We start from the raw sequence: 26,129 nt of genomic DNA on the forward strand, positions 1-26,129 counted from the left end.
GGCGGCAAATTGGACAACGAGGGCATCGTCTTGGATAGCGCGAAGGTGTTCTGGCAGGGCCTCAAGCCGAAGCTGAAGGCAGAGCGCGGGATTCTCGGCCTTTCCATCGTGCTTGCCGTCCTCGCCGCCCTTGCCGGTATCCATGTCCTGGCCGTGCTTCCCTTCTGGATTGTCCTGGTGGCGGCCCTTCTCAAACGACGTGCGCCATCGGTAGAGCCGGTGCCGGAGGCAGTGCCGAGGGTAACGGAGAAGCGGCCGGACCCGCTGATCCCCGTGCTGAACGCGCTCGATATGCCGGTGCTCGTCATCGCCGCGGACGAAACCGTCCTTTTCCAGAATGCCGCCGCCGAGAAGGCGTTCGGCACAATTCCCCCGGAAAGCTACCTTTCTGCGCGCGTCCGCTCCCCCGGTATACTCGACATGGTGCGCGAGACCATCGCGACGGGCAAGATCAATCAGATCGAGCATTCGGAACGGTTGCCTTCGGACGCGGTCTATGTGGTCCGAGTGGCTCCGGCGGATGTCGGCGGCGAGGTTCCCAGCGGCCGCGTCTTCCTGCTGACCTATCGCGACATCTCGCAGACCCGCCGCATTGACCGGATGCGATCCGACTTTGTCGCCAATGCCAGCCACGAGCTGCGCACGCCGCTCGCTTCGCTGCGCGGCTTCATCGAGACGCTGGAAGGGCCGGCGAAGAACGACACGAAGGCGCAGCAGAAATTCTTCGGCATCATGCATGAGCAGGTGACCCGCATGAGCCGCCTTGTCGATGATCTCCTATCTCTGTCGCGGCTGGAATTGAAGTCGCACATCGCCCCGGAAGACACCGTCGATCTGGTGCCGCTGCTCGGGCATGTGCGCGACAGCCTTGCGCCGCTGGCAAGCGATCTCGACGTCACTATCTCGCTCGACGTGCCAGAGGAGCCGGTCTTCGTCCAGGGCGATCGCGACGAGCTGATCGAGGTCTTCGAGAACCTCATCGAGAACGCCTGCAAATATGGCCAGGAAGGCAAGAAGGTCGACGTGCGGCTGACGGGCTATGGGGGCCAAGCGGAGATAGCGGTCATCGACTACGGTCCTGGCATCCCCGCCGAGCATGTGCCGCGGATCACCGAGCGTTTCTACCGGGTCAATGTGGAGGCGAGCCGGTCGAAAAAGGGGACTGGGCTCGGGCTTGCCATCGTCAAGCATATACTGACCCGCCACCGTGCCCGCCTGGTCATTCAATCGGAGGTCGGCAAGGGCACCGTCTTCACGGTCCGCTTCTGACACAAAAGTGGTGCTACGCTGCGGCGGACCTGAATCTCGTTGCGTCTTCAATGACATAGACTGTCATAAATGTTTCATCGAATTGACATAAAACCTGTAGCCATCGGCGGCTAACTAGGGCGGCCGATCAGACGGCGAAGAGAGCGCTGGATCCTTAGCGCACCAACACGAGCCCATTCCGGGAGAACATCAATGAAAGTCCTTAAACTCACTGTAGCGGCGCTGGTTGCATCCGCCGCTTTCGCGGGCGCCGCAGCAGCTCGCGACCAGATCCAGGTCGCTGGCTCCTCGACCGTTCTTCCCTACGCAAAGATCGTCGCCGAGACCTTCGGCGAGACGTTCCCGGACTTCAAGACCCCGGTCGTCGAGTCCGGCGGCTCTTCCGCCGGTCTGAAGGAATTCTGCAAGGGCGTCGGCGAAGACACGATCGACATTGCCAACTCCTCGCGCAAGATCAAGGACAGCGAAGTCGAGGCCTGCAAGGCCGCCGGCGTCACCGAGATCCAGGAAGTCAAGATCGGTTATGACGGTATCGTTTTCGCGACGGATGCCGGCAATGCCGACCTCGCCCTGAAGCCGGAACACCTCTACAAGGCTCTGGCCGCTGAAGTCGTCGTCGACGGCAAGCTCGTTGCCAACCCCTACAAGAAGTGGTCGGAAGTCGACGCTTCGCTTCCGGACGCCGAAATCGCCGCCTTCATTCCTGGCCAAAAGCACGGCACGCGCGAAGTCTTCGAGGAGAAGATCCTTGCTGAGGGCTGCAAGGAAGCCGGCGCCAAGGATGTCATCAAGGCTGCGGTCAGCGATGCGAAGGAACAGCTCAGCAAATGCGTTGCTGTCCGCAAGGACGGCATGGCTGTCGACATCGACGGCGACTACACCGAAACGCTCGCCCGTATTGCCTCCAACAAGAGCGGTATCGGCGTGTTCGGTCTTTCGTTCTACGAAAACAATGCCGACAAGCTGAAGGTCGCGACCGTCAACGGCGTCGTTCCCTCGACCGAAACGATCGCCTCGGGCGAATATCCGGTTTCCCGCCCGCTGTTCTTCTACGTCAAGAAGGCGCATATGGGCGTTGTTCCGGGCCTCAAGGAATACGTCGAGTTCTTCATCGACGATCAGATGATCGGCCCAGACAGCCCGCTCGCCGATTACGGCCTGGTTGCTGCTCCGGATGCCGAGCGTGAAGAAATCCGCAAGGCTTTCGAAGCCGGCAACATGCTCTAATCAAGACACACCCCGGCGCGACCTTGCGTTGCGCCGGGGCACGCATTCATCCGATTTGCCGGTGGCCATGGCGGTCTTTGCCGGGGAGACGTGCCGATGAGTACTTCGCTCCTTCTTTTGATCATAGCTTTGATTGGTTTCCTTGCTTATTTTGCCGGCCGTGCGCGCTCGCTCGCGCAGTCCGGCGGTAAATTCTCGGACCTGCATTCCCTGCCCGGCTACCATGGCAGCTATGTCGCCATATGGGCGATATTGCCGGCGGCACTTGTGCTTGCCGCGTGGCTGATCGCTTCACCGCTTTACATCGATTCCAGTATCCGCTCGTCTCTTCCCGAGACGGTAAAGAGCCAGGGCGCGGCAACGGTTCAACTCGCGCTCGGGCAGGTGAAGTCGGTGGCCGGCGGTCTCCTCCGCCTGGACCCCCCCGAAGTCGCCGCGCTTGAAAATGGCTCGGCCAACCTGCGCGAAACGCTTGCCGCCAAGGGCGTAGCGCTGGCAGGCGAAGGCGAGCCGTACATGATCGAGGCTGCGCAGCAATTCAACGCCATGCGGAGCTACAGTCGCTGGCTGATGAGCGCGGTCGTGCTGCTCGTTGCCGTTGCTGGCGGTGTGTACGCCATCCGCAACATCACCACCCGCTTCCGTGCCCGCAATCAGGTGGAGCGCGTGATGCTCGCTTCGCTGATCGTTGCCTCGTCGATCGCCATTCTCACCACCATCGGTATCGTCGCTTCGATGTTGTCGGAGGCGGGCCGCTTCTTCAGCATGGTGTCGCCCTTCGAGTTCTTCTTCGGCACGGTATGGGACCCTCGTTTCGCGGCAGCCGGCAGCGGCGGCGCTTCGGGCCAGTTCGGCCTCCTGCCGCTTCTCGGAGGCACGCTCTATATCGCCTTCGTCGCCATGCTGTTTGCAGTACCCATTGGTCTTTTCGCGGCGATATACATGGCCGAGTACGCAAGCCCGCGGCTGCGTTCGACGGCGAAGCCGCTCCTCGAAGTGCTCGCCGGCATCCCGACGATCGTCTACGGCTTCTTTGCGCTCGTCACGGTCGGACCGTTCCTGCGCGATATCTCGACGCAACTGAACGGCCTCCTGACCGGCAACTACCAGAACTTCATCCAGGCGCAGAGCGTACTGACGGCCGGCATCGTCATGGGCATCATGCTGATACCATTCGTCTCGTCGCTCTCCGACGATATCATCACGCAGGTTCCGCGCGCATTGCGGGACGGCTCGCTCGGTCTTGGAGCGACGCGTTCGGAGACGGTGAAGAAGGTCATCCTGCCCGCCGCCCTGCCTGGCATTGTCGGTGCGCTGCTGCTGACGGCATCCCGCGCGGTTGGAGAGACGATGATCGTCGTGCTTGCAGCGGGCGTGGCGGCGCGCATGCAACTCACGCCTTTCGAGCCGATGACGACGGTAACGGTGAAGATCGTTCACCAGCTGACGGGTGACCTGGAGTTTACGTCGCCCCAGACCTTGGTCGCCTTCGCGCTCGGCATCACGCTCTTCGTAATCACGCTCTGCCTCAACATCTACGCGCTCTATATCGTGCGCAAATACCGGGAACAGTACGAATGACCGACCTTGCTTCCCCGACGGTAAGGGTCTCCACCCGTCCTGCCGAAACCCGCCGCGACATCGGTATCAAGCGCCGCTATGCTGCCGAGCGCCGTTTCCGGGCCTATGGCATCAGCGCCATCGTCCTCGGTCTGTTCTTCCTCGCGCTCCTCGTCTCGACGGTCGTCTCGAATGGCTACACGGCATTCCTGCAGACGACCATCACGCTGCCGATCGAGTTTTCCGAAAAGGTCATCGATCCTAAGAACGAGCGCTCGACCGACGCCAAGCAGTTGATGACGGCCAACTATCCGTTGCTCGTCCGCGATGCGCTCGTCAAGCAACTCGGGCTCGACGCGAAAAAGCGGCCTCTGGTCAAGCAGGCGACCGACATGATCTCCGCCAGCGCCCGCACGCAATTGCGCAACATGGTCGTCGCCGATCCGTCGATCATCGGCAAGACGGTGCCGGTGACGCTGCTTGCCGAGGCGAACATCGATTCCGCTTTCAAGGGCCAGATCGATCTCTCGGTCGCTGAGACCAACCGCAAGGTCAAGGACCAGCAGGTTGCCTGGATGAACGAGCTCGCCGATGCGGGCGTACTCAAGAAGAGCTTCAACACGGGTATCTTTGCCTTCGGCGCATCGAGCCGTCCTGAAGCGGCGGGCGTTGGCGTCGCCCTGATCGGCTCCCTCTACATGATGCTGATCGTCCTGGTCCTGTCGCTGCCGATCGGCGTCGCCGCCTCGATCTATCTCGAGGAATTCGCGCCGAAGAACCGGCTCACCGACCTGATCGAGGTCAATATCAACAATCTTGCCGCGGTGCCCTCGATCGTCTATGGCCTTCTCGGACTCGCCGTCTTCATAAACTTTGCCGGCATGCCGCGATCGGCCGCGCTCGTCGGCGGTTTCGTCCTGACCTTGATGACGCTGCCGACGATCATCATCGCCACACGCGCCGCCCTGAAGGCCGTGCCGCCGTCAATCCGTTCCGCTGCGCTCGGTCTCGGCGCATCGAAGATGCAGACGATTTTCCACCACGTGCTGCCGCTTGCCATGCCCGGCATCCTGACCGGAACGATAATCGGCCTTGCGCACGCCCTCGGCGAAACCGCGCCGCTGCTCTTGATCGGCATGGTCGCCTTCGTGGTCGATTTTCCGGGATCGCCGCTGGAGCCGTCCACGGCGCTGCCGGTGCAAATCTACATGTGGGCGAACGAGGCGGAGCGCGCCTTTGTCGAGCGCACATCCGGGGCGATCATCATTCTTCTGATCTTCCTCGTCTTCATGAACCTGGGCGCAATTCTCTTGCGGCGCCGCTTTGAGCGCCGCTGGTAGTGGGGTAAGGACTATGAACATCATGTCGGAAGCTGCAGTCGAAAAAGCTCTGGATCAGAAAATGAATACAGTGCCCTACAAGATGATCGGCAAGGATGTGTCGGTCTATTACGGCGAGAAGCGTGCGCTCTTCGACGTCAACCTGAATATTCGCGAAAACACCGTGACGGCGCTGATCGGCCCGTCCGGCTGCGGCAAGTCGACCTTCTTGCGCACGTTGAACCGCATGAACGATACGATCGAGAACTGCCGCGTCACCGGCCGGATCACTCTCGACGAGGACGACATCTACGATCCGTCTATCGACGTGGTGGAACTGCGCGCCCGCGTCGGCATGGTTTTCCAGAAGCCTAATCCGTTCCCGAAGTCGATCTATGAGAACGTTTCCTACGGTCCGCGCATCCATGGTCTGGCCCGCTCGAAGGCCGATTTCGACGAGGTCGTCGAAACCAGTCTGCAGAAGGCGGGTCTGTGGAATGAGGTGAAGGATCGCCTGCAGGAGCCGGGAACTGGTCTTTCCGGCGGCCAGCAACAGCGCCTCTGCATCGCCCGTGCCGTTGCCGTCAGCCCGGAAGTGATCCTCATGGACGAGCCCTGCTCGGCCCTTGACCCGATCGCCACCGCCAAGGTGGAAGAACTCATTCATGAGCTGCGCGCGAATTTCACCATCGTCATCGTGACCCATTCGATGCAGCAGGCGGCCCGCGTCTCGCAGCGCACCGCGATGTTCCATCTCGGCAATCTCGTCGAGGAGAACGATACCGACAAGATGTTCACCAATCCGGATGACCAGCGCACCCAGGACTACATCATGGGCCGCTTCGGCTGATGCCGAAAGCCGTGCCCCAACGCCAACCCTGACCGCGCCTGCAAGGATCGACGATCATGTCCACCCATATCACCTCCATCTATGATGAAGAGCTGAAATATCTCACGCGCCGGATTTCCGAGATGGGAGGGCTCGCCGAACAGATGGTGGCGGACTCCGTCCGAGCTCTGGTGAACTCCGACCTGGCGCTTGCCCAGAAAGTCATCTCGGATGACACCATCCTTGACGACGCCGAGCGCCAGATCGGTGAAAAGGCGATCGTTACCATCGCCAAGCGTCAGCCCATGGCCGCGGATCTCCGCGAGATCATGGGATCGATCCGGATCGCGGCCGATCTGGAGCGCGTCGGCGACCTTGGCAAGAACACCGCCAAGCGTGTCATCGCCGTTGCCGGCTCCGGCATCCCGCGCAAGCTGGCGCGCGGCCTCGAGCATCTTGCCGAACTCGCCCTGGTGCAGCTCAAGGAAGTCCTCGACGTCTACGCCTCACGCTCGCCGGAAAAGGCAAACAGCATCCGCGAACGCGACGAGGAGATCGATGCGATCTACACGTCGCTGTTCCGCGAGCTTCTGACCTATATGATGGAAGATCCGCGCAACATCACGCCCTGCACGCATCTTCTTTTCTGCGCCAAGAACATCGAGCGCATCGGCGACCACGCGACCAACATCGCCGAGACGATCTACTACATGGCGACGGGCGCCCAGCCGGTAGGCGAAAGGCCGAAGGACGACACGACATCGTCGCTGGGTTCCGTCACCGACTGAGCCAGGCGGTCCCGAATCTATGAATCCAGGCAAGGAGTCGTAGCTGAATGTTGCCGAAGATAGCAGTTGTCGAGGACGAGGAAGCTCTAAGCGTTCTCCTGCGCTACAATCTCGAGGCCGAGGGCTTCGAGGTCGATACGATCCTTCGCGGCGACGAGGCGGAAATTCGCCTGCAGGAACGCCTGCCCGACCTTCTGATCCTTGACTGGATGCTTCCCGGCGTCTCCGGCATCGAGCTTTGCCGCCGTCTCCGGCAACGGCCGGAGACGGAACGCCTGCCGATCATCATGCTGACGGCGCGCGGCGAGGAAAGCGAGCGGGTGCGCGGGCTGGCGACCGGTGCCGACGATTACGTCGTCAAGCCGTTCTCGACGCCGGAACTGATGGCCCGGGTGAAGGCGATGCTCAGGCGGGCGAAGCCGGAGGTACTCTCGACGGTGCTTCGCTGCGGCGATATCGAGCTCGACCGCGAGACCCATCGCGTGCACCGCCGCAGCCGCGAAGTGCGGCTCGGTCCGACGGAGTTCCGACTCCTCGAATTCCTGATGTCCTCGCCGGGCCGCGTCTTCTCCCGTTCACAGCTACTCGACGGCGTCTGGGGGCACGACATCTATGTCGACGAACGGACCGTAGACGTCCATGTCGGCCGATTGCGCAAGGCCTTGAATTTCTCCAACATGCCCGACGTGATCAGGACCGTGCGCGGCGCCGGCTATTCGCTGGAAAGCTGAGGCTTACGCTGTCGTCCCAGTGCACGCCGTCCCAGTGCACGTCGTCCCAGTGCACACTGCCGATTTCCCGAAGAGAGAAGGGGTCCTTAGGACCCCTTCGTGCTTTCTTCAGCTCTAAACCAATCGCCAACCGTCAGCGCATGCGGCGCCGCTCGGCCGAGGGCTGATAGGCGAGACGCGCGTGGTAGCTGCAATAGGGCGAGGCTTCCGGCGAGTCGTTGCCGCAGAAGTGAAACTCTTCCTTGAGCGGGTCGCCGATCGGCCATTTGCAGGTCCGCTCGGTGAGCTGGGTAAGCTCCAGCCGGCGCGACATCGGCACGATGATGTTCGTGTCAATGGAGAGCTCCTGCTCTGCCACCAGGTCGACGGCGACCTCTTCCTTGAGTACGGTCGCGCCGGCAGTGCGGGTGACGGTCCGGGTCACGGCGCGCGCAGCGTAGTTCGGGGCGCGCGGCGCCGAAGTCGTCCGCTTGGGGCGAGCCGTCGCGGTCGTTCCGCCGGCCTTGGCGCGGCCCGGCAGGCTCAACCGGTGAACCTTGCCGATGACCGCGTTACGACTGACGCCTCCCAGCTGCGCTGCGATCTGGCTCGCGCTCAGGCCTTCCGACCAAAGCTTCTTCAGCTTTTCCACTCGCTCGTCAGTCCAGTTCATCTCTGCACTCCCCGTTCTCGGCGTTGGGATGGCAGAATCCATCACCCTTCTCCGGAAAAGCCCCGGAGTTGCAACGCGATAACTATTTTGGTGACTAGGTTCGCCGCATGCGTCTAGTAATTGAATATTAACCTACCGGCAGGGTGACTCCGTGGCAAGAGTCGCCGGAATCGCGCCGAATCGATTTTGCGGTTTTCCCCAACTTGCTGTCGGATAGTTGCATTTTTGCAAGCCCTGCTGGGCGATTTTTTCGCATTGCGGAATCTCTCTCGCGGAGGTGGCTGCAAGCCTTGGTTTTGTTGACATGGCGCCGCGAAATGGGAATAGTGCCTGCGCCGCCGAAAGGCGGCATTTTTGATTTTTATCGGGCTGATATGCCCGTAATGCCGACGGACGAAGGAGACGCTGACCATGGCCGCAACAACGCCGCTCTACGACACTTATCTGCGTGCGCCGTTGCGTTTCGAGCGAGGCGAGGGCGTCTGGCTGATCGCCGAAGACGGCACGCGCTATCTCGACTTTGCAGCCGGCGTCGCGGTCAATTCGCTCGGTCATGCCCATCCCCATCTCGTCGAGGCACTCAAGGGCCAGGCCGAGAAGCTCTGGCATGTGTCGAACCTCTACGACATTCCCGGCCAGGAGAGCCTGGCGCGGCGGCTGACGGCCGTGACCTTTGCCGATCGGGTGTTCTTCACCAACTCCGGTGCCGAAGCGCTCGAATGCGCGATCAAGACGGCGCGCCGCCACCATTTCGCCAAGGGGCATCCGGAGCGCTTCCACGTCATCACCTTCGAAGGCGCTTTCCACGGCCGTACCATTGCGACGATCGCGGCCGGCGGCCAGCAGAAGTATATCGAGGGTTTTGGCCCGAAGGCCCCCGGTTTCTATCAGGTACCGTTCGGCGACCTTGCCGCCGTCAAGAACGCGATCAACGACGAGACGGCGGCGATCCTGATCGAGCCGATCCAGGGCGAGGGCGGCGTTCGCCTGGCCCCGAAAGAGTTCATGCAGGAGCTGCGTGCGCTCTGCGACGAGTTCGGCCTGCTTTTGATCCTCGATGAGGTCCAGTGCGGCGTCGGTCGCACCGGCAAGCTCTTCGCCCATGAATGGTCCGGCATCAAGCCGGACATCATGGCCGTTGCCAAGGGCATCGGCGGCGGTTTCCCGCTCGGCGCCTGCCTGGCGACCGAAGCGGCGGCTGCCGGCATGGTGGCCGGCACCCATGGCTCGACCTATGGCGGCAATCCGCTGGCGATGGCCGTCGGCAATGCGGTGCTTGACGTCGTCCTTGCCGAAGGCTTTCTGGAGAATGTCCGGGACGTGGCGCTCGTGTTCCGCCAGGGGCTTGCCTCGCTGAAGGACCGCTTCCCGGATGTGATCGAGGAGATCCGCGGCGACGGGCTGATGCTCGGCATCAAGGCCAAGGTGCCGTCCGCCGATGTGCTGAAGGCGATCCGGGCCGAGAAGCTGCTCGCCGTGCCGGCTGGCGAAAACGTGCTGCGGCTGTTGCCGCCGTTGATCACCACTGCCGCCGAGGCACGAGAGGGGCTGGCGCGGCTTGAACGCGCTGCCGAAACGGTCCGGGCCAAGAGCGGCACGGCCGCGGCTTGAGATCGCGACGGGTTGAAAGCGGCGCGGATAGTATGGTCGATTACCGGTTTATGACAGGAAATATCGCTTTATGATTGCCTCTAGACACTTCCTCGATCTCTCGGCAATGACAAGCGCCGACCTGCGCACGATCATCGACGATGCACTCCTGCGGAAGACGGCGACCAAGGCCGGAACGGCCGAGAAGCCGCTTGACGGCAAGATGCTGGCGATGATCTTCGAGAAGCCGTCCACCCGCACCCGCGTTTCCTTCGATGTCGGCATGCGGCAGCTGGGCGGCGAGACGCTGTTCCTGTCGGGCACCGAAATGCAGCTCGGCCGCGCCGAGGCGATCGGCGACACCGCCAAGGTGCTGTCCCGCTACGTCGATGCGATCATGATCCGCACGACTGATCATCGCCGGCTGCTGGAATTGGCCGAGCACGCGACCGTTCCGGTCATCAACGGCCTGACCGACGACACGCATCCCTGCCAGATCATGGCCGATATCATGACCTTCGAGGAGCATCGCGGACCGGTCAAAGGCAAGACGATCGCCTGGACGGGCGACGGCAACAACGTGCTCCATTCGTTGATCGAAGGCTCGGCACGCTTCGGTTACAAGATGAACATGGCGGTGCCGCTCGGCTCCGAGCCGCAGAACAAGTTCCTCAACTGGGCGCGCAACAATGGTGGCGAAATCCTCCTCTGCCATGAGGCGGAGCAGGCGGTTGCGGGCGCCCACTGCGTCGTCACCGACACCTGGGTGTCCATGAACCAGGAGCATCGCGCCCGGGGACACAACGTCTTCCAGCCCTATCAGGTCAACGAGGCGCTGATGAAGCATGCGTCGCCCGAAGCCTTGTTCATGCATTGCCTGCCGGCGCATCGCGGCGAGGAAGTCACCGACGAGGTCATCGATGGCCCCCAGTCCGTCGTCTTCGACGAGGCCGAGAACCGGCTGCACGCGCAAAAGTCGATCCTCGCCTGGTGCCTGGGCGTCGTCTGATAGCGGTTGGGCGGAGCCTGGGTGCGGGCGCGGCTATTGAATTCGGGACGCGGCGACACAATTTAGGCGGCATGCGGGAGATGCCGGCCCTTGCGCCGGTGTTGCGAGCGCGCTTTGGCGGAGACATCGCCTCAGAGGCGTTCTCGGGCCTCGCATGTGCCTGCTGGACAAATCCGTTCACAGCGGGATCAAATGGCATAAGCGGCAGTTAGAGACGGAGTGCGTCGATCGGCGCTCTCGATGTCACGAGCAATTCAAGACGTCATGCACCCGTTGCGCCTCTCGATAGAGATGCAACGAAGTACAGGAATGGCAAAGGGAGTACGCGGTTTTCCGCTTGCACCGCACACAATTGGAAGTTCGATCACGACGATTTCGGGTTGCCTCGGCCGTCGTGATCCATGCAAGGAGCAAACGATGACAGAGACAGCACCGGGACTTGGCGAGTTCGATTTTGCCGGTGACGACCACGTCGTTCCCTTCCAGGTCGAGGGTCTCGACGTACGGGGACGGGCCGTGCAGCTCGGTCCGATGCTCGACGCGATCCTTGAGCGGCACAGCTATCCGCTGCCGGTGGCGCGGCTCGTTGCCGAAACGGTCGTGCTGACCGTTCTGCTTGGAACCTCGCTCAAGTTCGAGGGCAAGCTGATCGTCCAGACCCAGGGTGATGGGCCGGTCGACCTCGTCGTCGCCGATTTCTCCACCCCGGATCGGGTTCGCGCCTATGCGCGCTATGACGAAGAGGCGCTTGCCGCCGCCGAGAATGGCGGGCGCACGCAGCCGCACGAGTTGCTCGGCAACGGCATCCTCGCCTTTACCATCGACCAGGGCGCCCACACCCAACGCTACCAGGGCATCGTGGCGCTCGACGGCGCGACGCTGGAGGAGATCGCAGCGGTTTATTTCCGCCAATCGGAACAGATACCGACCAAGGTTCGCCTTGCCGTCGCCGAACTGCTCGACCGGGACGAAAACGGCAAACCGCGGCATCGCTGGCGGGCCGGCGGCATGGTGGCGCAGTTCCTGCCAGAGGCTCCCGACCGCATGCGCCAGCCGGACCTACCCGGCGGCGATGGCGACGATAGCGATGCCGGCCTGCTCTTCGAGGACGACGATCTCTGGGCTGAAGCAAAGGTGATGGTCGAGACCATCGATACCGATGAACTGACCGACCCGATGGTCGGCACGGAGCGTCTGCTGTATCGGCTGTTCCATGAGCGGGGCGTGCGCGTCTATCAGCCCCAGGCGGTCTATGATCGCTGCAGCTGCTCGCGCGACAAGATACGCCAGGTCCTTGAGGGACTGAGCGACGAGGACATCGAGCACAGCATCGAGGACGGCCAGATCAAGGTCACCTGCGAGTTCTGCTCCACCAACTACCGCTTCGAGGCGAGCGAAGTGCGCTCTCAGTAAGAATTAGACCCTTAGTTCAAGGTACGCACCAGTCCGGGAGAATCGAGCGAGAAGGCGGGGATGGCCACGTTGAAGGTTTCTCCGTCTTCGGCCTCCATGCAGTAGTGGCCGAACATGACGCCCGACGGCGTGTCGAGCGGGCAGCCGGAAGAGTATTCGTAGGTGTCGCCCGGGTTGAGCAGCGGCTGCTCGCCGATGACGCCCGGACCGCTCACTTCGTCCACCTGGCCGTTCTCGTCGGTGATGTGCCAATAGCGGGTCATCAGCCGCACCGCTGTCCCTGAATGGTTCGAAATGACGATGCGGTAGCCCCAGACATAGCGGCTGTCATCCGGATCCGACTGTTCCTCGAGATAGTACGGCTCCACCGTGACTTCTATGTCGCGAGTCAGTGCGCGGTACATGTTCGACATCCTGTTTCAAAATTGCTCGAGTATCATACGGCGATAAGGTTTCGTGAAGAATAACGGCAAGATTATACCGGCCGTTACGAATTTCATGCAAGGCAGGCAAACATGCTCGACGGTGCGGTGCGCAGGCATCTCGATCCCATTCTGAACCGGCTCGGTGCGGCGCTCGCCAAGCGCGGCTTGAGCGCCGATGCGATCACGATCTGCGGCCTTTGTCTGGGACTTGCCGCGGCCGTCCTCATTGCCCGGCACGACTATCTTGCGGCCGCGGCTCTCATCCTGTTGAGCCGGCTCTGCGACGGCCTCGATGGGGCGGTGGCGCGTGCGAGACGCAAGACCGATTTCGGTGGTTTTCTCGACATCGTCCTCGACTTCGCCTTCTATGGCGCGATCCCGCTCGCTTTCATCGTTGCCGATCCGGCGGCCAACGGCCTCGCCGGCGGGCTCTTGCTCTTTTCATTCTATGTCAATGGCTCGAGCTTCCTTGCCTTCGCCGCGATCGCCGAGAAGCGGGCGCTGTCGACCGAGATCCGCGGCGCGAAGTCGATCTATTTCACGACCGGCCTTGCGGAGGCGACCGAGACGATCGCCTTCTTTCTGGTCGCTTGCCTCTTTCCAGCCTGGTTCTCGGCGTTGGCAGTGATATTCGCCGCCCTTTGCCTTTACACCGCCCTATCGCGGATCGTTCTTGCGCGCCTGATCTTTCGCGACGGACGATGAAAAACCGCCCGCGTTACGAGGGCGGTTTCGACTTATGCTGCGGCGCCGCTCAGGCCCGATCCGACTTCAGCGCCTTGGCGAAATCCTCGACCAGATCGTCGCTGTCCTCGATGCCGGCCGAGAAGCGCACCGTGCCGGCCGAGATCCCGAGTTCGGCGCGGGCCTCATCGGTGAGGTTCTTGTGCGTCGTCGTTGCCGGATGCGTGATGAGGCTCTTCGAATCGCCGAGATTGTTGGAAATCCGCGAGATCTCGAGCGCGTTCTGAAGCGCGAAGGCAGCTTCCTTGCCGCCTTTCAGTTCGAAGGCGACCAGCGTCGAGCCGCCGCTCATCTGCTTGGCGATGATGTCGGCCTGCGGATGGTCCTTGCGGCCCGGATAGATGACGCGCGCCACCTGCGGCTGCTCGGCAAGAAAGTCGGCGATGCGGCGGGCGTTGTCCGTCTGCTGCTTGACGCGCAGCGGCAGCGTTTCGATGCCCTTGAGCAGCGTCCAGGCATTGAAGGGCGACATGGCGGGGCCGGTGTGGCGGAAATAGTCGTGCAGATTCTCGTCGATCCACTCCTTGTCGGCCAGCACGACGCCGCCGAGGCAACGGCCCTGGCCGTCGATATGCTTGGTGGCGGAATAGACGACGACATGGGCGCCGAGTTCCAGCGGCTTCTGGAAAAGCGGCGTGGCGAAGACATTGTCGACGACAACCTTGGCGCCGACCTGGTTGGCGAGCTTGGCGACGCCGGCAATGTCGATCACTTCGAGTGTCGGGTTGGTCGGGCTCTCTAGGAAGAACACCTTGGTGTTCGGGCGGACCGCGTTTTCCCAGTTGGCAAGGTCGCGGCCGTCGACCAGCGTGCATTCGATCCCGTATTTCGGGGCGAGCGTTTCCACCACCCAGCGGCAGGAGCCGAAGAGGGCGCGCGCCGCGACGATGTGGTCGCCCGCCTTGACCTGGCAGAGGATCGCCGACGAGACGGCCGCCATGCCGGAGGCAGTGGCGCGCGCATCCTCGGCGCCTTCGAGCATGCACATGCGCTTCTCGAACATGTCGTTCGTCGGGCTGCCGTAGCGGGCATAGATGAAGCCGTCGGTCTCGCCCTTGAAGCGGGCTTCGGCCGCCTCCGAGCTGTCATAGACAAAGCCCTGCGTCAGGAAGATTGCTTCGGAGGTCTCGCCGTGCTGCGAGCGGGTGGTCCCGCCGTGGACGAGTTGGGTTGCCGGGCGCCAGTTCTTGCTCATGCGACGATCACCTTCAAAAACAAAAAAACCGGTCGCGAAACGACCGGTTTGACACCCGGCCTTTTTAGCTACTTGTTTAACGTGGCTGCAAGCCGACCGGCCAAATCACCACGGGATAAAGCTCCAATACTGCTTGGTCGCGCTTGCGTCAATTCCCGGAGTTTGGTTTTGTCTGGCAACTGAGAATGAGGATCGGAAATGGGCCGCGAAACAGGGATTTTGGCCGACCGCGCGATTGCCGCGCTGTACGCGTCGGGACGTCTGAAGAGCGAGAAGGTGCTGGATGATGATCAGATCCAGCCGGCCAGCCTCGATCTTCGCCTCGGATCCAAGGCATTTCGCGTCCGGGCGAGTTTCATGCCGGGTCCCGCCCATCTGGTCGCCGACAAGCTCGATCGCCTGAAGCTGCATGTGATCGATCTCAGCGAGGGCGCAGTGCTGGAAACCGGCTGCGTCTATATCGTGCCGCTGATGGAAAGCCTTTCACTGCCGGAGATGATGTCCGCCTCCGCCAATCCGAAGAGCTCGACCGGCCGCCTCGATATTTTCACGCGCGTCATCACCGACCGAGCCCAGGAATTCGACAAGATCCCGGCCGGCTATAGCGGGCCGCTCTATCTCGAGATCAGCCCGCGGACTTTCCCGATTGTCGTCCGCCGCGGTTCGCGCCTTTCGCAGATCCGTTTCCGCATCGGCCACTCCGTCCTTTCCGAACAGGAACTGCTGGGGCTGCATGAAAGCGACGTGCTCGTCGCCAGCGAGCGGCCCAACGTCTCCGGCGGCGGTATTGCACTGTCGATCGATCTCAAGGGCACCGGTCCTGAAGGCCTGATCGGCTATCGCGGCAAGCACCACACGTCGGTCGTCGACGTCGACAAGAAGGCAGAGCACGCGGTCTTAGATTTCTGGGAGCCGCTTTACAGTCGTGGCCGCGACGACCTGATCCTCGATCCGGACGAGTTCTATATCCTTGTTTCCCGTGAGGCGGTGCATGTGCCGCCGCTCTACGCCGCCGAGATGACGCCCTTCGACCCGCTCGTCGGCGAGTTCCGCGTCCACTATGCCGGCTTCTTCGATCCTGGCTTCGGCCACGCCTCGGCTGGCGGTAGCGGCAGCCGCGCCGTGCTCGAGGTTCGCAGCCACGAGGTGCCCTTCATCCTCGAACACGGACAGATCGTCGGCCGACTGATCTACGAGCATATGCTGGAGCGCCCGGAGGGGCTCTACGGCCTCGATCTCGGCTCGAACTACCAGGCGCAGGGCCTGAAGCTGTCGAAGCATTTTCGCGCCGAGTGAGCCTGCCGCATGTTTCCGATCAAGGAAAAAAAACATGCAGCAATTCAAAGTGCTACAGCGACCTTTGTGCGTCTGACACGACGCACGGCGCTGTAGGCGCTTGACAGATCGACGCCGTTGGGGAAATTTCCGCTTCTGACGCGGGTGTAGTTCAGTGGTAGAACGCCAGCTTCCCAAGCTTGATGTCGTCGGTTCGATCCCGATCACCCGCTCCATTTCTCTTTGGCTCCACGAGCCCGCCGATGGCCTCCGCTGTGCGCCCGCGTGTCGAGGGCCTACCGTGGCCAGCGTCGCAACATCCCGGTAGGTTCGGTTTAGTACGGGGGCATCGGATTGCAATGACGCGCGCTTTCTTTCACCGTCTTTTGGGAATGCTTGCTGTCTCGGCATTGCTTGTCGCGTCCCAAGCGAGCGCTGCGCCGAAGGAGCTGCCTTTGCTGTTCGATGCGCGCGAGCGCATCGCCAAGCCCGATCTGACCGGGCTGGCGCGGCTGCGTTTCCTCACCACGGTCGATTTCCCGCCCTTCAATTTCATCGATCAGTCGGGCAAGCTTTCCGGATTCCATGTCGACCTCGCCCGGGAAATCTGCCGTGAGCTGGAGATCGAGTCGAAATGCCAGATCCAGGCGGTGACCTATCCCGAGCTGATGCCCGCCCTCGAGCAGGGGCAGGGCGAGGCGATCGTCGCCGGCGTCGCCGTGACGCCGGAACTGAGGCGACGTTTCGCCTTCTCCAGGGCCTTCATGCAAATGCCGGCACGCTTCGCCGTCAACAGGAAGGCAGGAGAGGGCATTGAGAAGCCGACCGATCTTGTCGGCAAACCCATCGGAGCCGTGGCCGGGACGACGCATGAGGCGATGCTGAAAGCCTTTTTTCCGAAGCTCGAAGCCAAGGCCTATCCCGACCGCGAAGCCTTGCTGAACGCCTTGCGAGAGGGTGCCGTGACGGCCGTCTTCTCCGATGCCATGCAACTATCCTTCTGGGTTTCCGGCAGCGTCGCCGCGGGATGCTGCGCCCTGATGGATGGCGCCTATTTCTCGGAGCGCTTCCTGGGCGAGGGGCTGACGATCATGAACCGCACGACCGAGCCCGCCCTGACCCAGGCGATCGACCATGCCCTGCTGGCGCTCTCGCGCAGCGGCAGGCTCGAAGAAATTTACCTGCGCTATTTCCCGAACGGCATTTATTGAACCGGGAGGGGCAAGCACTTCACTCGTTCGATTTACCCACGGCGGAACGGCAGCATCAGAGACCATACGAGCTTTGTCGGCTCGCCGCGCCCAAACGCCTTCAAACCGGTCTGGATCGCCTCGTCGCCGCTCGCTGGCTGCGCCACATAGGCCGAGAATAGCCGGTCCCAGACGGAGAGGTTGAAGCCGTAGTTCGAATCCGTTTCGCCCTTTTCGACGGAGTGATGGATGCGGTGCATGTCGGGGGTGACGATCATCTGCCGCAAAAGCCGGTCGAGCTTCGGCGGCAGCCGCAGGTTGGCGTGGTTGAACATCGCGGCGGCATTGAGGACGATTTCGAAGATCAGAACGGAGACTGCCGGCGCGCCGAGCGTGATGATGACTGCGCTCTTCCAGGCCATCGAGAGCAGGATCTCCAGAGGGTGGAAGCGCAGCGCCGTCGTGACGTCCACGCCCGGGTCGGCGTGATGAACACGGTGAATTCGCCACAGGACCGGCAGCTTGTGAAACACCACGTGCTCCAGCCAGACGGCGAAATCGAGCGCGACGAAGGCCAGCAGACCGGCAAGCGGCGCCGGCACGCCAAGTGCAGGGAGCAGGCCATAGCCGCGCAAGTCGGTCCATAGCGCAACGCCCGTCGCCGCAGCCGGAAAGACAATGCGCAGCAGCAGCGACGAGAGGAGAAGGATCGACAGGTTCGTGGCCCAGCGACGCGCCTTGAGGGCCTGCAGCAGCTCGGGCCGCTCGAGCCGGGGGTGCAGTAGTTCGAGCGCTGCCAGCGCGGCGAAGATCACCGCAAAGGCACCGAGCCGCCAGACCGGTTCCGCGATCCCAAGGAAAAGCATTCGTCATCCTTCTCGCGGGACAACGATATGACGTTTTGACGGGAGCGGGCAAAGACACGTTGCCGTGAATGTTGCCGTGAATGAAGCCCGGCGCCGCCAGCGGTTACCTGCGAAAGCGCGCCAGGGCGCCGCGCTCGATTGCCGCGCAGGTGAGCTTGTCGAGGCTCAGGCGGTCGCGCAGGAGCTGCAGCAGCCGGATTTCCTCGGTGCGGATGCGTTGGTCGGCGGCGGCGATCTCGACGGCGAGCGCATAGGCTGTTTCGTAGTGCCGCTGCGGCAGCGATTCGCGGACCATTTCGAGCGTCACGTCGAGCCCCTCCGGAGCGGCAAGCTGGGCCGCGCACTCGCGACCGATGTGGATCAGCCGATCCTCGTCGAAACCGTCGAAGGGCGGCAGGAAACGCACGAGCCCGCCGATGCGTGCGAATTCGTCATCGCTCATGCTCCTGTCGACGGCCGACATCATGACCATGACATAGACAAGGGCTTCGTGCTGGCTGAGGCTTGCGGACATCTGCTCTCTCGGGATTGCTGGCGATCAGTTAGGAATTTCCACGGGGGCTTGCAAGTCCGGCGCGGTCTCGCCGAAGTTCAGGCCGCCTGCGGGCTCCTGGAGCACCAGGGGCTTCCGGCTCAGATCACGCGGGTCGCTGCCATAGAAGCCGCGCTTGGCGTTTCGGGCAGCTTCCGCCTTCGCTTCGAGTGCGGTACCGGGAAGCGGTATCGCCCAGCCGTTCGTGACAAGCCATTCGGCGACGTTGATATTGCCGACCCTGCAGCTTGCGGCGGGGGAGTCCTCGGTCTTCTCGTCGACCTGGTCGCAGACGAGAGCCCGCCCTCTCAGGAAATTGCGGAACGCCGTGCGCGCCACCATACCGCAGGGCCAGCTCTTGCCGGCCCCTTCGCAGAGCTTGTCCGCCTTTTCCGGCTCTATATCCTTGATCTGCAGGGTCGTGTCGCCGGTTTGGACGAGGCCGGCGGCAAGCGCGACGGGTCGCTGCAAGACGGTAGGGGTTGTCTTCTTCTCTTCCGGCGCCGAAAGAGGCGGCCGGGGCGCAATCCGTTCAAGCGGCTTCGCAACACCCTCTTCCGGTATCGCGAAAAGGTCGGGTTCGACCGGCCGCACGGGCACTCTGGAGGTTTTGGCGGCAGCCTCCGCTTCGGCGGGCGGTGGCGTCGGCTCGGCTGGAATTTGCGCGGCCGGAGCTGGCTCCTCAGCCGGTTCCTCGATCGGCGCGGCGTCTGGCGTCTCCAGCACGAAATCGGGTGTGGCCGCGCTTTCCCGGGCGCGGATCGTCGCCGCCCCGTTCAGCAGGATCCCGGCGTAGAGGGCGAGGGCGGCGAGCCCGCCGGCGATGGAGATGAACTGCGGCCGCATCTTGACGCTATCCTATTGGCTGGCCCAAATGATTCGGGCGATCCATTCGACGTCTTTCATCTCGAAACTGCGGTTCGGGTGCTCCGGATTGAGCGACAGAAGCTCGACGCCGCGCGACGTCTGCCGGGCCAGGATCTTCGCCATCACCTCGCCCTCGCGGCTTCTCAGGACAACGCGGTCGCCGCGGCGCACTTGCGCTCCCGGATCGACGATCAGGACGTCCCCGTCGCGATAGAGCGGTAGCATGCTGTCGCCCTGAACCTCCAAGGCGTAGACGCTGGCCTTGCTCTGTGGCGCGACGGGAAACTCGACCTCGTCCCAACCCTGCCCGACGGGAAAGCCGCCGTCGTCGAAAAAGCCACCTGCGCCGGCCTGCGCGAAGCCGATCAGAGGAATGCCCGAGGCCGGCTGGCCGGAGCGGGGCGATACGCCACTGACGGATTGCAGGAGCGCCATGAACTGGTCGATCGTCGCGCCGGTCGCCTCGAGGATCTTCGAAATCGATTCTGTCGACGGCCAACGATCGCGCCCGTCAGGCGATTGGCGCTTCGACTTGTTGAAGGAGGTGGGATCGAGACCGGCGCGACGTGCAAGGCCGGACGCCGAGAGCTGATGGCGCTCCGCCAGCGCATCGATCGCTCGCCAGATGCTGTCGTGTGAAAGCATGTCGATCCACCCCGCAGGTAGGGCGCCACGGGTCAAAACTGCAAGCTGCTTCGCACCCCGCTTCAGCCTGATTATAGCTTAACGAAGCGAGGATCGGGCGTAAAGAATGGACAGGAAAATAGTCCTGTGCTTGCAGGGGGAACGGCGGCGCCGACGACGGACTCAGGAACCGGCGCTGTCGAGTTGCCGTTGCATGGCCTTGCGGGCCATGACCTCCTCATAGGCCGCCTGCAGCGTCTGGCGCACCGATGGACCTTCCGATGCACCGGACGGGCCTAGATGTTCGGCCCTGAGTTCGTCCATGAAACGCTCCCAGAGCGCCGGGCCGCCTTCTTCCATGAGCTGTGCGCGGATGCTCAGTTCCTCGCTGACCGGCAGGTAGCGCCGCCCCCAGGCGCCGAGATGGGCCATGATCGGCACTAATGCGATCGCCATCTCCGTCAGGCTGTAGATCGCCTTCTGCTTATGGCTCGGATCGTCGCGCTTCGTCAGCATGCCCATGTCAAGCAGTGTCTTCAGCCGGTCGGCGAGGATGTTGGAGGAAATGCCCTCCTGCGACCGCAGCATCTCGCGGAAGTGGCGTTTGCCGCCGAAGATCATGTCGCGGATGATCAGAAGGCTCCATTTGTCTCCGAAGACTTCGAGCGAGAGATTGATCGGGCAAGCCGAGCGGTGATCGTCAGTCATTCTGGTCTGCAATTCCCCATCTTTAAAACTGCTTGCATTATTGCACCAGTGAGATTACAGTGCAACTGCTTTCATATTGATATCAGTTGTCGCGGCGCGAGGCGCATTCATCGGTCCGACCGTCAAGGAGGAGAGAAGCCATGACCCAGACTTCCGTCGAACATGCAAGCTTCACGATTGAGCGCGTCTTCAAGGCATCCCCCGAGCGGGTGTTCGGTGCCTTTGCCGACCCCGCCGCCCACGACCGCTGGTTCGTCAAAGCCGACAATTGGCCGGTGGCGGAGTACCGCCACGACTTCCGCGTCGGCGGCCGGGAAGGCGGGCGCTTCAGCCAGGACGGGAAAACCTTCTATTTCAACGAGACCGTCTATCTCGATATTGTCGAGAACCGGCGCATCATCTCGGCCTACACGATGGCGAAGGACGATCGGCCGATTTCCGCTTCTCTCGCCACCGCAGAGCTGGTGCCGGAGGGAAGCGGAACCCGCGTCGTGTTCACGGAACAGGCCGCCTTTCTTGACGGCCTGGACCAGGTCGAATATCGCCGCAGCGGCTGGGAGCAACTGATCGGCTTCCTGGCCGCCGAACTTGGCGAGAAGGCCGAAGCCGCCTGAGGATAAAGGTAGTCATCGTCTCAGACCATCGACGCAAGCGCACTGCCGGCGATGCCGAATGAGAAGGCAACAAGGCAGGCGGCGGCGATGCGGCGCGGAAGGCGCGGGCCGACCGGCCGCCTCGGCAGGCGTGCCAACAGGGTGCCGGCGGCGATCCACAGCGAACCGGCGCTCAGCGTCAGCGCCGCAAACCCGAGAAGCCAGGGCGACATCGCTTGAAGCCCGACCTGCGGCATGATGACGAGCGCAAAAATCAGCGCCTTCGGGTTGAGGAGAGTGGTGACGAAGACCTGCCCGGGGACGATCGGCCGCTCGCTTGCGGCGTTCGCCTTCACCGTCCAGAGCGCATGCGCCATGAAGAGTCTCCAGCAGGCCGCGGCGAGCTTCAGCACGAGGCCAATCGCCGGATGCGCGGAAAGCAGCGGCGCCGCGATCACCGCCACCGGGACGATCACCGTCAGATAACCGCCGAGTTCGCCGAGAAGCAGGGGCAAGGAGCGGCGCATGCCGACCGCCGCGCCCGAAAGCCACAACAGCGTGTTGGTCGGCCCGGGCGTTGCGAGCAGAAGCAGGATGGCAAGGGCGAAGGGCAGCGGCTGCATGATGGGCTTTTCGGCTTTCGGTAACTGCACATGCCTTTAGCTCACTCGCCAACTTGGCAACTTGATCCGAGTCAACTGCCGGCTGCGCGGTTCGATTTGACCCAAAGCCCGCCAATCCAGCCACGCCGCGCGACGGTAGCCCCGTCAACCCCTGTGCAGCCGGATCGGTCGCGTTTTCTCCCGCACTATTTCTCCCTTTGCTTCGAGGTCGAGCTGCACCGTTTTCGACCACCACGAGACCCCTTTGCCGCCTGGGAATTCCTCCTCCGGCAAACGGGCGAGGATACGCTCGCGTATCTCGGCCAATGTCAGGCCGGGTGGTTCGGTGGGCGTGACGGCCAGCAAAGTGGCCTTCATCGCCGCATATTTTTCCGCATCGACGAAATTGATCTTGCCGGGGCGGATGATGTTCTCGACGACGACCTTGTGAGGCTTCGACATCTCGGTTTCTCCAGTTCACCTCCGAAGGACGATTGAAAGAGGCGGTGGCAGACATAGAGCTTCGGCCGATCGCGCGCTCCGCTCTTGCGCCGGAATGATCGGACGCAAAAAGGCCGCACCCGTCGGCGCGGCCCTCGGATTCTCGTTGCGAAGGGAGGCGCCTTAAGCCGCCTTCTGCGCCTGCCCGTAGGGATCGAAGCGTCCGTAGAAGGTCTCGCCCTTTTCGGCCATCTCCTTCAAGAGCGGCGTCGGCTTGAAGTGGTCGCCATAGTCCTCGGCCAGCTTGTTGCACATCGCGACGAAGGCCCTGGCGCCCATGCCGTCGATATAGGAGAGCGTGCCGCCGGTGTAGGGCGCGAAGCCGAAGCCGAGGATCGAGCCGACATCCGCCTCGCGCGGATCGGTGACGATGCCTTCCTCGATGGTGCGGGCCGCTTCGAGCGCGATCGTTGCGAGGAAGCGCTGCTTCAGCACCTCCACGTCGACCTTGTCGGCCGCCTTCTGCGGATAGAGCGTCTTCAGCTCCGGCCACAGATACTTCTTCGCCGGTTTCGCCGGGTATTCGTAGAAGCCCTTGCCGTTCCTGCGGCCGCGCCGGTCGAGTTCGTCGACGAGCTTGTTGACCAGAGCCATATGGCGCGGATCGACCGCCTTTTCGCCGAGATCGGCGACCGTCGCCTTGAGGATCTTCTGGCTGAGGTCGATCGCCACCTCGTCGTTGAGCGACAGCGGCCCGACCGGCATGCCGGCCATCTTGGCGGCGTTTTCGATCATCGCCGGCGGCACGCCCTCGATCAGCATGTCGTAGGCTTCGTGGATGTAGCGGAAGACGCAGCGGTTGACGTAGAAGCCGCGCGTGTCGTTGACGACGATCGGCGTCTTCTTGATCGCGGCGACATAGTCGAGCGCCGTGGCGAGTGCCTTGTCGCCGGTCTCCTTGCCGACGATCACTTCCGTCAGCATCATCTTTTCGACCGGCGAAAAGAAATGGACGCCGATGAACTGCTCCGGTCGCTTCGAGTTCTTTGCAAGGCCCGTGATCGGCAACGTCGAGGTGTTCGACGCGAAAATGGCATCCTCGCCGATCACCGCTTCCACCTTTTCGATCACGTCCTTCTTGACCTGGCGGTCTTCGAACACGGCTTCGACGACGAGGCCGACCTCCTTGAGGTCGTTGTAGTCGGCCGAAGGCGAGATGCGGGCGAGGAGCGCCTCACCTTCTTCCTTGGTCAGGCGGCCTTTGCCGATCGCGTCCTTGACCAGGCCTTCCGAATGAGCCTTGCCCTTTTCGGCCGCTTCCATGTCGCGGTCGATGAGGGTGACCGGAATGCCGGCGGCGGCGGTCACATAGGCGATCGAGGCGCCCATGAATCCTGCACCGACGACGCCGACCGTCTTGAGCTCCGTCTTCGCTACGCCGGCCGGGCGGCGGGCGCCCTTGCCGAGCTCCTGCATCGAGATGAATAGCGAGCGGATCATCGAAAAGGCTTCGGTGGTCTGCAGGATCTCGGTGAAATAGCGTTGCTCGATCTTCAAGCCCGTGTCGAACGGGACCTGCAGGCCTTCATAGACGCATTTCAGGATGGCGATCGCGCCCGGATAGTTGCCATAGGTTTCACGGCGGAGAATGGCGGAGGCCGCCGGCCAGAGCTGCGCGGAAGCGGGGGTCCAGACGCCGCCGCCCGGAAGCTTGAAGCCCTTCTCGTCCCAGGGCTGCACCGCTTTGAGCCCATTCTTGATCATCGCCTTGGCGGCGTCGACCAGCTTGTCCGGATCGACCACATCGTGCACCAGGCCCATGGCCTTGGCGCGCGCCGCGGTCAGCGACGAGCCGGTGGTCATCATCTGCAGCGCATCCTGCGTGTTGGTGAGCCGCGGCACGCGTTGCGTGCCACCGGCACCCGGGAAGATACCGACCTTGACCTCAGGGAGCCCGATCTTGACCGATTTCGAATTGGAAGCGACACGGCCGTGGCAGGCGAGCGACAGTTCGAAGGCGCCGCCCATGCAGGTGCCATTGATCGCCGAGACCCAGGGCTTGCCTGAGGTTTCGAGCTTGCGGAACAGCCCCGTCATGCGGCCGACGAGGTTGAAGAGCTTCTGCGCGGCGTTTGCCGGATCCTTCTTCTTCTCCTCGGTCTGCAGCGTGAACATCGACTTGATCATCGAGAGGTCGGCGCCGCCGGAGAAGGACGACTTGCCGGAGGTGAAGACGATGCCCTTGACGGCGGCATCGGCGGTCGTCTGGTCGACGATCGCATCCAGTTCGTCCATCACCTCCTCAGTGAGAACGTTCATCGACTTGTCGGGCATGTCCCAGGTGACGAGTGCGATGCCGTCGGCGTCGGTTTCGATCTTGAAGTTCGTGTAAGACATATTCTCTCTCCCGGGATCGGATCAGACGCGTTCGATGATCGTTGCGGTGCCCATGCCGGCGCCGATGCAGAGCGTCACCAGCGCCGTGTTGAGGTCGCGGCGTTCGAGCTCGTCGAGCACCGTGCCGAGGATCATCGCGCCGGTCGCGCCGAGCGGATGGCCCATGGCGATAGCGCCGCCATTGATGTTGATCTGGTCGTGCGGAATGTCGAAAGCTTGGCAGAAGCGCAGCACCACGGCGGCAAAGGCCTCGTTGAGCTCGAAGAGGTCGATGTCAGAGAGCTTCATGTCGGCGCGCTTCAGGAGCTTTTCCGTAACGTCGACCGGGCCGGTCAGCATCAGTGCCGGATCGGAGCCGATATTGGCGAAGGCACGGATACGGGCGCGCGGCTTCAGCCCCATGGCCGCGCCGCCGGCCTTCGAGCCGAGCAGCACTGCCGCGGCGCCATCGACGATGCCGGAGGAGTTGCCGGCATGGTGGACATAGTTGATCCGCTCGATTTCCGGATGCGCCTGGATGGCGACGGCCTCGAAGCCGCCCATCTCGCCGGGCATCTGGAAGGAAGGGTTGAGCGAGGCGAGCGCCTGCATGTCGGTGCCGGGACGCATATGCTCGTCGCGGTCGAGGATCGTCAGGCCGTTCTGGTCCTTGACCGGCACGACCGAGTTCTCGAAATAGCCTTTTTCCCAGGCATGGGCGGCGCGCTTCTGGCTCTCCACCGCATAGGCATCGACGTCGTCACGCGAGAAGCCGTATTTGGTGGCGATCAGGTCGGCCGAAACGCCCTGCGGCATGAAATAGGCCGGCAGGTTGACGGATGGGTCCATGAACCAGGAGCCCCCCGACATTCCGAGGCCGACGCGCGACATCGACTCGACACCGCCGGCGATGACGATGTCGTCCGCCCCTTGGGCGATCTTGGCGGCGCCGAAATTGACGGCATCGAGACCGGAGGCGCAAAAGCGGGAGATCTGCATGCCGGGCGCCCGCGTCGAGTAGCCCGCTTCGAAGGCGGCCGCCTTCGGGATCACCGCGCCCGCATCCATGACCGGATCGACGCAGCCCATGACGATATCGTCGACGGTCGAGGTGTCGAGCCCGTTGCGGTCGCGGACCGCCTCGAGCACCTTGGCGGCGAGCCGGACCGACGGCACTTCGTGCAGAGCGCCGTCCTTCTTGCCACGGCCGCGCGGCGTGCGCACGTGGTCGTAAACGAAGACTTTCGTCATCTGTCATCTCCCTTTCGTCGGCGCCCGGTCGGGCCGCGCATTATCAATCAGAA

General features: G+C 62.8%; 26 protein-coding genes, 1 tRNA gene and 1 riboswitch. Of the genes, 15 read left to right on the forward strand and 12 right to left on the reverse strand.

The window, feature by feature from the left end; genetic code table 11:
- Positions 1–9: 9 nt before the first annotated feature.
- From phoR to phoB, 7 genes are all read left to right on the forward strand, one after another.
- Complete coding sequence (phoR, locus tag CO676_RS01795) at positions 10–1,269, forward strand: phosphate regulon sensor histidine kinase PhoR (protein ID WP_014760924.1); 1,260 nt, start codon at positions 10–12, stop codon at positions 1,267–1,269.
- Between the two features lie 192 nt (positions 1,270–1,461).
- Positions 1,462–2,496 carry a substrate-binding domain-containing protein gene (locus CO676_RS01800; protein ID WP_097519449.1) on the forward strand — a complete coding sequence of 345 codons (1,035 nt, stop codon included), beginning with the start codon at positions 1,462–1,464 and terminating at the stop codon, positions 2,494–2,496.
- A gap of 96 nt (positions 2,497–2,592) precedes the next feature.
- Positions 2,593–4,077: a phosphate ABC transporter permease subunit PstC gene (pstC, locus tag CO676_RS01805; protein ID WP_097519450.1), complete on the forward strand. Its 1,485-nt coding sequence runs from the start codon at positions 2,593–2,595 to the stop codon at positions 4,075–4,077.
- On the forward strand, positions 4,074–5,396 hold the full coding sequence (gene pstA, locus CO676_RS01810) for a phosphate ABC transporter permease PstA (RefSeq protein WP_014760927.1): 1,323 nt from the start codon (positions 4,074–4,076) through the stop codon (positions 5,394–5,396). Before pstC ends, pstA begins: the two co-directional genes overlap by 4 nt.
- Before the next feature lie 13 nt (positions 5,397–5,409).
- Positions 5,410–6,225, forward strand: coding sequence for a phosphate ABC transporter ATP-binding protein PstB (gene pstB, locus CO676_RS01815; RefSeq protein WP_014760928.1), 816 nt, complete (start codon positions 5,410–5,412; stop codon positions 6,223–6,225).
- Between the two features lie 56 nt (positions 6,226–6,281).
- On the forward strand, positions 6,282–6,992 hold the full coding sequence (gene phoU, locus CO676_RS01820; RefSeq protein ID WP_014760929.1) for a phosphate signaling complex protein PhoU: 711 nt from the start codon (positions 6,282–6,284) through the stop codon (positions 6,990–6,992).
- A 47-nt stretch (positions 6,993–7,039) separates the two neighbouring features.
- Positions 7,040–7,723, forward strand: a complete 684-nt coding sequence (phoB, locus tag CO676_RS01825; RefSeq protein ID WP_012706736.1) for a phosphate regulon transcriptional regulator PhoB — start codon at positions 7,040–7,042, stop codon at positions 7,721–7,723.
- Positions 7,724–7,856: 133 nt separating this feature from the next.
- On the opposite strand, the gene CO676_RS01830 is transcribed toward phoB, so the two are convergent.
- On the reverse strand, positions 7,857–8,375 hold the full coding sequence (locus CO676_RS01830) for a GcrA family cell cycle regulator (protein ID WP_041413721.1): 519 nt from the start codon (positions 8,373–8,375) through the stop codon (positions 7,857–7,859).
- 411 nt (positions 8,376–8,786) lie between these two features.
- Between CO676_RS01830 and CO676_RS01835 the strand changes: the two genes are divergently transcribed.
- From CO676_RS01835 to CO676_RS01845, 3 genes are all read left to right on the forward strand, one after another.
- Positions 8,787–9,986, forward strand: a complete 1,200-nt coding sequence (locus CO676_RS01835) for an aspartate aminotransferase family protein (RefSeq protein ID WP_097519451.1) — start codon at positions 8,787–8,789, stop codon at positions 9,984–9,986.
- Positions 9,987–10,056: 70 nt separating this feature from the next.
- Positions 10,057–10,974 (forward strand): ornithine carbamoyltransferase, encoded by a 918-nt coding sequence (gene argF, locus CO676_RS01840; protein WP_097519452.1) that lies wholly within the window; start codon positions 10,057–10,059, stop codon positions 10,972–10,974.
- A gap of 417 nt (positions 10,975–11,391) precedes the next feature.
- The gene (locus CO676_RS01845) at positions 11,392–12,387 is read left to right on the forward strand and encodes an Hsp33 family molecular chaperone (protein ID WP_014760933.1); all 996 of its coding nucleotides are present in this window, start codon (positions 11,392–11,394) and stop codon (positions 12,385–12,387) included.
- 11 nt (positions 12,388–12,398) lie between these two features.
- Here the strand turns inward: CO676_RS01845 and apaG are convergent, their stop codons facing one another.
- Positions 12,399–12,791, reverse strand: a complete 393-nt coding sequence (gene apaG, locus CO676_RS01850) for a Co2+/Mg2+ efflux protein ApaG (protein WP_097519537.1) — start codon at positions 12,789–12,791, stop codon at positions 12,399–12,401.
- Positions 12,792–12,902: 111 nt separating this feature from the next.
- Between apaG and CO676_RS01855 the strand changes: the two genes are divergently transcribed.
- Positions 12,903–13,517 carry a CDP-alcohol phosphatidyltransferase family protein gene (locus CO676_RS01855; RefSeq protein WP_097519453.1) on the forward strand — a complete coding sequence of 205 codons (615 nt, stop codon included), beginning with the start codon at positions 12,903–12,905 and terminating at the stop codon, positions 13,515–13,517.
- 49 nt (positions 13,518–13,566) lie between these two features.
- Here CO676_RS01855 and CO676_RS01860 read toward each other — a convergent pair whose 3' ends face one another.
- A complete protein-coding gene (locus CO676_RS01860; RefSeq protein WP_097519454.1) occupies positions 13,567–14,751 on the reverse strand; it encodes an O-succinylhomoserine sulfhydrylase in 1,185 nt (394 codons plus the stop codon).
- 43 nt (positions 14,752–14,794) lie between these two features.
- Positions 14,795–14,873: riboswitch (SAM riboswitch) on the reverse strand.
- A gap of 76 nt (positions 14,874–14,949) precedes the next feature.
- On the opposite strand from CO676_RS01860, the gene CO676_RS01865 reads away from it, so the two are divergent.
- The 3 genes from CO676_RS01865 to CO676_RS01875 all read left to right on the forward strand — a co-directional run bounded on the left by CO676_RS01865 (position 14,950) and on the right by CO676_RS01875 (position 17,237).
- Entirely contained in the window at positions 14,950–16,047 is a 1,098-nt protein-coding gene (locus tag CO676_RS01865; protein ID WP_097519455.1) for a 2'-deoxycytidine 5'-triphosphate deaminase, read from the forward strand.
- A 140-nt stretch (positions 16,048–16,187) separates the two neighbouring features.
- Positions 16,188–16,262 (forward strand) — tRNA-Gly (locus tag CO676_RS01870).
- A gap of 123 nt (positions 16,263–16,385) precedes the next feature.
- Entirely contained in the window at positions 16,386–17,237 is an 852-nt protein-coding gene (locus CO676_RS01875) for a transporter substrate-binding domain-containing protein (protein WP_097519456.1), read from the forward strand.
- Between the two features lie 32 nt (positions 17,238–17,269).
- Here the strand turns inward: CO676_RS01875 and CO676_RS01880 are convergent, their stop codons facing one another.
- From CO676_RS01880 to CO676_RS01900, 5 genes are all read right to left on the reverse strand, one after another.
- The gene (locus CO676_RS01880; protein ID WP_097519457.1) at positions 17,270–18,082 is read right to left on the reverse strand and encodes a sterol desaturase family protein; all 813 of its coding nucleotides are present in this window, start codon (positions 18,080–18,082) and stop codon (positions 17,270–17,272) included.
- A gap of 103 nt (positions 18,083–18,185) precedes the next feature.
- Positions 18,186–18,596 carry a tellurite resistance TerB family protein gene (locus CO676_RS01885; RefSeq protein WP_097519458.1) on the reverse strand — a complete coding sequence of 137 codons (411 nt, stop codon included), beginning with the start codon at positions 18,594–18,596 and terminating at the stop codon, positions 18,186–18,188.
- 24 nt (positions 18,597–18,620) lie between these two features.
- Complete coding sequence (locus CO676_RS01890) at positions 18,621–19,460, reverse strand: thermonuclease family protein (RefSeq protein ID WP_097519459.1); 840 nt, start codon at positions 19,458–19,460, stop codon at positions 18,621–18,623.
- Between the two features lie 12 nt (positions 19,461–19,472).
- Positions 19,473–20,126: a helix-turn-helix transcriptional regulator gene (locus CO676_RS01895; protein ID WP_014760941.1), complete on the reverse strand. Its 654-nt coding sequence runs from the start codon at positions 20,124–20,126 to the stop codon at positions 19,473–19,475.
- A gap of 162 nt (positions 20,127–20,288) precedes the next feature.
- Complete coding sequence (locus CO676_RS01900) at positions 20,289–20,813, reverse strand: helix-turn-helix domain-containing protein (protein ID WP_014760942.1); 525 nt, start codon at positions 20,811–20,813, stop codon at positions 20,289–20,291.
- Positions 20,814–20,953: 140 nt separating this feature from the next.
- Between CO676_RS01900 and CO676_RS01905 the strand changes: the two genes are divergently transcribed.
- Positions 20,954–21,427, forward strand: coding sequence for an SRPBCC family protein (locus tag CO676_RS01905; RefSeq protein WP_097519460.1), 474 nt, complete (start codon positions 20,954–20,956; stop codon positions 21,425–21,427).
- A 20-nt stretch (positions 21,428–21,447) separates the two neighbouring features.
- On the opposite strand, the gene CO676_RS01910 is transcribed toward CO676_RS01905, so the two are convergent.
- The 4 genes from CO676_RS01910 to CO676_RS01925 all read right to left on the reverse strand — a co-directional run bounded on the left by CO676_RS01910 (position 21,448) and on the right by CO676_RS01925 (position 26,076).
- Positions 21,448–22,029, reverse strand: a complete 582-nt coding sequence (locus CO676_RS01910) for a LysE family transporter (protein ID WP_097519461.1) — start codon at positions 22,027–22,029, stop codon at positions 21,448–21,450.
- A 144-nt stretch (positions 22,030–22,173) separates the two neighbouring features.
- Positions 22,174–22,470, reverse strand: a complete 297-nt coding sequence (locus CO676_RS01915) for a hypothetical protein (protein WP_014760945.1) — start codon at positions 22,468–22,470, stop codon at positions 22,174–22,176.
- Positions 22,471–22,632: 162 nt separating this feature from the next.
- On the reverse strand, positions 22,633–24,846 hold the full coding sequence (locus CO676_RS01920; protein WP_097519462.1) for an FAD-dependent oxidoreductase: 2,214 nt from the start codon (positions 24,844–24,846) through the stop codon (positions 22,633–22,635).
- 21 nt (positions 24,847–24,867) lie between these two features.
- The gene (locus CO676_RS01925) at positions 24,868–26,076 is read right to left on the reverse strand and encodes an acetyl-CoA C-acetyltransferase (protein WP_097519463.1); all 1,209 of its coding nucleotides are present in this window, start codon (positions 26,074–26,076) and stop codon (positions 24,868–24,870) included.
- Positions 26,077–26,129: the final 53 nt, after the last annotated feature.

The organism is Sinorhizobium sp. BJ1 (assembly GCF_002531555.1).
Classification (GTDB): Bacteria; Pseudomonadota; Alphaproteobacteria; order Rhizobiales; family Rhizobiaceae; genus Sinorhizobium; species Sinorhizobium fredii_B.